The sequence below is a fragment of the Sphingomonas sp. 66-10 genome, from assembly GCF_001897045.1.
GTDB classification, from domain to species: Bacteria; Pseudomonadota; Alphaproteobacteria; order Sphingomonadales; family Sphingomonadaceae; genus Sphingomonas; species Sphingomonas lycopersici.
Genome location: NZ_MKRR01000135.1, coordinates 133897 through 139633, shown reverse-complemented (window position 1 = coordinate 139633; position 5737 = coordinate 133897). Strand labels below are relative to the sequence as shown.

At 68.1% G+C, this 5737-nt stretch carries 5 protein-coding genes; all 5 read right to left on the bottom strand.

The window, feature by feature from the left end:
* On the bottom strand, window positions 1–1096 hold a 1096-nt coding region (locus BGN95_RS17565), incomplete at its 3' end, for an aldehyde dehydrogenase family protein (protein WP_502688312.1).
* Window positions 1093–1839, bottom strand: a complete 747-nt coding sequence (locus BGN95_RS17560) for an IclR family transcriptional regulator (protein WP_265312268.1) — start codon at window positions 1837–1839, stop codon at window positions 1093–1095. The genes BGN95_RS17565 and BGN95_RS17560, both read right to left, overlap by 4 nt.
* A gap of 195 nt (window positions 1840–2034) precedes the next feature.
* Window positions 2035–3216 carry an amino acid aminotransferase gene (locus BGN95_RS17555; RefSeq protein WP_286773494.1) on the bottom strand — a complete coding sequence of 394 codons (1182 nt, stop codon included), beginning with the start codon at window positions 3214–3216 and terminating at the stop codon, window positions 2035–2037.
* Between the two features lie 96 nt (window positions 3217–3312).
* On the bottom strand, window positions 3313–3966 hold the full coding sequence (locus BGN95_RS17550) for a glutathione S-transferase family protein (protein WP_286773493.1): 654 nt from the start codon (window positions 3964–3966) through the stop codon (window positions 3313–3315).
* A gap of 119 nt (window positions 3967–4085) precedes the next feature.
* A complete protein-coding gene (locus tag BGN95_RS17545) occupies window positions 4086–5498 on the bottom strand; it encodes an aldehyde dehydrogenase family protein (protein ID WP_286773492.1) in 1413 nt (470 codons plus the stop codon).
* Window positions 5499–5737 lie beyond the last annotated feature (239 nt).

The following is a 5737-nucleotide window of genomic DNA, read 5'->3' as shown; positions in this document are numbered from 1 at the left end:
CGCCGGTCACCAGATGCGCGCCGCGCGCGACCGCATCCGCGACATGCGCGATCACCTTGTCGCGCGCGCGGGCGTCGATCAGCGGGCCTTGCTGGGTCTCGCCGGCAAGCCCGTCGCCGACCACCAGCTTCTTCACCGCCACCGCCAGCCGCTCGGCGAAAGCGTCGTAGATGCCGTCCTGGACATAGATGCGATTGGCGCAGACGCAGGTCTGCCCGGTGTTGCGGAACTTCGAGGCGATCACGCCCGCCACCGCCTTGTCGAGATCGGCATCGTCGAACACGATGAACGGCGCATTCCCACCGAGTTCGAGGCTGACGCGCTTGACCGTCCCGGCGCATTTGGCGGCGAGCATCTTGCCCACCGGGGTCGAGCCGGTGAAGGTGAATTTGGCGACGCGCGGGTCGGTGGTGAGCACCTCGCCGATCGCCGGCGCATCGCCGGTGATGATGTTGAGCACCCCTTTGGGCACCCCGGCTTCCTCGGCCAGCACCGCCAGCGCGAGCGCCGAATAGGGGGTGAGCTCGGCGGGCTTAAGCACGACGGTGCACCCTGCGGAGAGCGCGGGGCCGACCTTGCGGGTGATCATCGCCGCGGGGAAGTTCCACGGTGTGATCGCCGCGACCACCCCGACCGGCTCCTGCACCACCACCAGCCGCTTGTCGGCGGCGTGGCCCGGAATGGTCAGCCCGTTGATCCGCCGCGCTTCCTCCGCGAACCATTCGAGGAATGCCGCGGCATAGGAGACTTCGCCGCGCGCCTCGGCCAGCGGCTTGCCCTGTTCGGCGGTCATCAAGGTGGCGAGATCGTCGCCATGCCGTTCCATCAGCGCATACCAGCGCTTGAGGATCGTCGCGCGCTCCTTGGCCGACGTGGCCTTCCACGCCGGGAAGGCCGCCGATGCCGCCGCCACCGCGCGTTCCGCCTCGGCGGCGCCCATCATCGGCACCGTGCCGATCGCCACCCCGGTCGCGGGGTTGGTCACCTCGAGCGTCATATCGGCGGTCACCCACGCGCCGTCGATATATGCCGCCTCGCGCAGCAGATCGGCGCGGGCGAGCGGCGGGCGGACGTAGCGGATCTGGGTATCGGTCATTTTTCGCGGGCCGGCATCAGCGGGGAGGTGGCGTCTTCGGCATATTCGGCCTGGATCTGCGCCGCGGCTTCGCGGACGTGGCGGATCAGTTCGTCGCTCGGCGCCGGATCGACCAGCGCCGAGGACAGCACCAGCCCGACCGTCGCGGCGATGCCGCCGTCGCTGTCGAATACCGGGGCGGCGATCCCGCCGAGCCCGTTGCCGCGCGCATCGGCCTCGAAATCGACCCCGTGCCGCGCGAGATTGGCGCATAGTTTGACGCTATCGACCGGCTGGCGCTCGAAATAAGCGGTGAGACGGGCGGCCGGCGATTTGGGCAGTTCGAGCAATGTGCCGGGCTGGATCACCACCCCCGGCTCGAATTCATTGGGCACCGCGGTCACCACCATCGCCCCGGTGCGCGTCGGCAAGGTCTGCACCGCGGTATGCCCGGTGCGGTCGCGCAGCACGCGCAGGAAGGGGCGCGCGAGCTCGACGATATTGCTGCGATAGATCGCTGCGCGCCCGAATTTGAGCAGCTTGCGCCCGAAGACATAGCCGCCGCCGTGGGGCGCGCGATCGACCAGCCCGAGCCGGGTCAGCGTCTGCAAATGGCGCGAGACGCGCGCCTTGGTCATCCCCAGATCGCGCGCCAGATCGGTGACGCGGACCGGGCCGAAGGAATCGGTGAGGCTGTCGAGGATACGGACCGTCACCTCGACGCTCTTGACCGAAGCCGGCTGTCCTTCCGCAGTTTCCGTCATCCGTTCCCGATCTTTTCTTTCGTTATCGACCCCGTGAAGCATGAAGCCCCGCCCGGGGAGAAGCAAGCAGCGGGCCGGTTCGATACAGCCCCCACCCCGGCGCAGGCCGGGGTCCAGTCACGACCGGCCCGATGCTGGACCCCGGCCCTGCGCCGGGGTGGAGCAGCATGGTCTCGATCAGGCGCACGATGGGACTCAGCTCACCGCCGCGATCGCCTCGGCGACATGCGCCACATTCTCCGGGGTCAGCCCGGCGATGTTCGCGCGGCTCGATCCGGTGATGTGGACGTGCCAGTCCTCGCGCAGCCGCTTCACCGCATCGGGCGAGATGCCGAGCATCGCGAACATGCCGTGCTGCCCGGCGAGGAAGGAATAATCGCGGCGGTTGTTCCCTGCGAGCAGGCGGACGAGTTCGTGGCGCATGTCGCGGATGCGATTGCGCATCTCGGCCAGTTCTTCCTCCCATTGCGCGCGGAGCGTCGCGTCGCCGAGGATATGCGCGACGATCGCTGCGCCGTGATCGGGCGGCATCGAATAATTGGTGCGCACTACCGGGAGCAGATTGCCCATCGCGCGCTCCGCCGCCGAGGCATTGGCGCCGACGAGCGTGAGCGCGCCGGTCCGCTCGCGATAGAGTGCGAAGTTCTTCGAGTAAGAACTGGCGACGATCATCTCGGGGAGGCGCTCGGCGAGGATCGCGAGGCCCTGGCGATCCTCCTCCAGCCCCTCGGCGAACCCGAGATAGGCAAGGTCGACCAGCGCGGTCGCGCCCGAACGCGCGACGAGATCGCCGATCTCGGCCCATTGCGCGGCGGTGGGGTCGGCCCCCGCCGGATTGTGGCAGCAGCCGTGGAGCAGCACGGTATCCCCCGGCTTGAGATTGGCGAGCGCGCTCATCATCGCATCGAGCCGCAAGGTGCCGGTGGCGATGTCGTAATAGGGATAATTGACGATCTCGAACCCGGTGACGCCGAAGATCGCGGGGTGGTTCGCCCAGGTGGGATCGGGGAGGAAGATGCGCCGCCCGGTGCCGAACTTGCGGATGAAATCGGCCGCGACGCGCAAAGCGCCGGTGCCGCCGACCGTCTGGATCGTCCGCGCGCGCGAATGCGCGTCGCTGCCCTCGCGGAACAGCAGCCCGCGGGTGCGCTCGTTATACTCCGGATTGCCAGCGGAGGAGAGGTAGCGCTTGGTCATCTGCCCCTCGTGCAAGGCACGCTCGGCGGCCTTGACGGTCGGCAGCACGATCACCTCGCCGCGCTCGTCCTTGTAGATGCCGATGCCGAGATCGACCTTGTTCGGGCTCGGGTCGCTGGCGAAGGCCTGCGCCATCCCCAGGATCGGATCGATCGGTGCTTCGGGCAATTCGGCAAACATGATGAGTCCTCGGTTTTTGGTATCGTTATCCGATACGATGGATCGAATTACGATACAATACGGTAATCTAGTCTCGCATTGCGAGACACGGGTGGATCAGTAGATGATGCCCTCGATCCCCGCGCGGTCGGCGCCGGCGCGTTCGCGGTCGAGCGCGCGGATCAGCGGGGGCAGGGCGCGGACGCGCGCGGCGTGATCGATGATCGCGGGGTAATCGTGGAGCGGAAAGCCGCCCTTCTCCGCGACATTGCACAGCCAGAACAGATAGATGTCGACGATCGACCAGCGCTCGCCATACCACCAGCGCGCGTCCACCCCCGCGGCGATGCGGGTGGCTTCGGCGGCGAATTTGCCCATCCCGTCGGCCTTCACCGCGGCGGGATCGCCGGCGGTGAATTTGTCGGGCGCGCGGATCTGGCGCATCGCCGGGTGGAGCGTCGAGGAACACCACAGAAGATCGCTGAGCGGCGCGATCTCCGCGACCGGATCGTCGCTGTGCGGCAGCAGCCCCGCCGCCGGGAACAGCCGGTCGAGAAAGACGAGGATCGCGGCATTTTCGGTCATGATCCGCCCGTCGACCGCCAGCGCCGGCACCTTGCCTTTGGGGTTGACGCGGCGGTAGTCGGCCGACTTCTGCTCGTCGGTGCGGATGTTCACCAGCCGGTCGTGATAAGCGACGCCGGCCGCCTCCAGCGCGGTCATCGTGACGCGCGAGCAGGCGCCGGGGAAATAGAAGAGCGTCAGGTCCATTCGGCCCCCGAATTCTATTATCGTCATGCCGGACTCGATCCGGCATCCAGGGCGGCAGAGGTCCTCGCTTGAGGCTCTGGATGCCGGATCAAGTCCGGCATGACGGTGAATGGTGCGGCTTAAGCTGCCCCTGCGGGCAGGCGGACGATCTGCAGCTGCATATATTCGTCGAGCCCGTGCATCCCGAATTCGACCCCGATGCCCGATTGCTTGGCGCCGCCGAACGGCACGTCGGGCGAGATCTTTGAGTGGCTGTTGACCCACGCCGTCCCGCATTCGAGCCGCTGCGCCAGCGCCGCCGCGCGCGATACGTCCGCCGACCACACCGATCCGCCGAGCCCGTTCTCGCTCGCATTGGCGCGCGCCAGCACATCCTCGACATCGCTGTAGCGGATCAGCGGCAGCACCGGGCCGAACTGTTCCTCGTCGACGATGCGGTGGCCGTCGGTCACGTCGACGACGATCGACAGCGGGAAGAAATAGCCGTCGCCCGCCAGCGGCTCGCCCCCGGCGAGGAAGCGGCCGCCCTGCGCGCGGGCGTCGTCGGCGAGCGCGCGGACGTAATCGAACTGGCGGCGGTTCTGCACCGGGCCATAGTGCGTCTCGGGATCGCTGCCAGGGCCGACCTTCGCCGCCGCCGCCAGCGCGGCGAGCCGCTCGGCCAGCGCGTCGTGCAGCGTATCGTGGACATAGACGCGCTTGATCGCGGCGCAGATCTGGCCGCTGTTGCCGAAGGCATATTGGAAGATCTGCGGCGCGATCGCCTCGACATCGGCGTCGGGGAGGACGATCGCGGCATCGTTGCCGCCGAGTTCGAGCGTCAGCCGCTTCAGATTGGCCGCGCCGTCGCGCATGATCGCGCGGCCGGTGGGGGTCGAGCCGGTGAACACCACCTTGTCGATACCGGGGTGTTTGGCGATCCCCGATCCGATCTCGACATCGCCGGTCACCACGTTCCACACCCCGGCGGGGAGGTGGCGATTGGCGATCTCGACCATCCTGAGCGTGGCGAGCGGGGTGCTCGGCGAGGGCTTGAGCACCACGGTATTGCCCGCGAGCAGCGCCGGCATGACGTGCCAGATCGCGATCATCACCGGGAAGTTCCACGGCGTGATCGACCCGACCACCCCGAGCGGCTTGCGGTGGATTTCGGCGCGGCTGCCGTCCGCCTGATCGATCCGCTCGATTTCGGGGCGGAAGCCGGCGGTGGTGCGGATCCAGTGAATGCTGCCCTGAATCTCGCCCGCCGCCGAGCGCACCGGCTTGCCCTGCTCCTGCGACAGCAAGGCAGCGAGATCGTCGCATTCCGCCGCCAGCGCATCGGCGATCGCATTGAGCGCCGCGGCGCGCTGCTCGATCGGCAGCGCGGCCCAGCCCGGGAAAGCGGCGCGCGCGGCGGCCACCGCTTGGTCGAGCTGCGCGACCGTCGCCAGCGGGCATTGCGCGAATTCGCGGCCGGTGGCGGGGTCGATCACCGCGAAGGTCTCGCTCGCCGGCGCGGGCTTGCCGTCGATCGTCAGCGCGAAAGCCATGTCTGTCTCCTTGAACCGATTATTCTACGTCGAGCCCGCCACATCCGTTCGTCATCCCCGCGAAGGCGGGGATCCATTCGCGCAGGTCGCGGAAAAAGCCGCGTGGCCAGCCAGAATGGATTCCCGCCTTCGCGGGAATGACGGGGGAGGGGTTAACCCCGGCACATCTGCAACAGGCGCCGGCCGCCATTGGCGAGCAGCCCGATATCGGTGCCCACCGAGATGAAGCCGAAGCCCTG